General features: G+C 46.9%; 1 protein-coding gene. It reads right to left on the bottom strand.

Annotation, left to right across the window (positions count from 1 at the left end; all coding sequences use genetic code 11):
- Positions 1-271, bottom strand: a 271-nt coding sequence (locus AAEY88_RS13705) for a carboxyl transferase domain-containing protein (protein ID WP_350563271.1), incomplete at both ends; no start/stop codon positions are given.

The following is a 271-nucleotide window of genomic DNA, read 5'->3' as shown; positions in this document are numbered from 1 at the left end:
ATGCCGTAAAGCTCGTTAATATCATAACGAGGTGGTTTTACATCCTCTAGAAGAGCGGCGGTCGGACGTGTGAAGTTAATACGTTCTATACATTGGCGCGCAATAGAAAGCGCATGAGCATCGTTTTCAGCGTAGTGATCGGCAACACCCGACACTTTACAGTGCACATCGGCACCGCCTAGTTCTTCGGCTGTTACTTCTTCGCCTGTTGCTGCTTTTACAAGCGGCGGACCTGCTAAAAATATAGTGCCTTGATCTTTTACAATAATGC

The sequence above is a fragment of the Psychrobacter sp. CAL346-MNA-CIBAN-0220 genome (assembly GCF_040309805.1).
GTDB lineage: Bacteria > Pseudomonadota > Gammaproteobacteria > Pseudomonadales > Moraxellaceae > Psychrobacter.
Note: the sequence above shows the minus strand (reverse complement) of the source record. Positions and strands in the feature narration are given on the sequence as shown.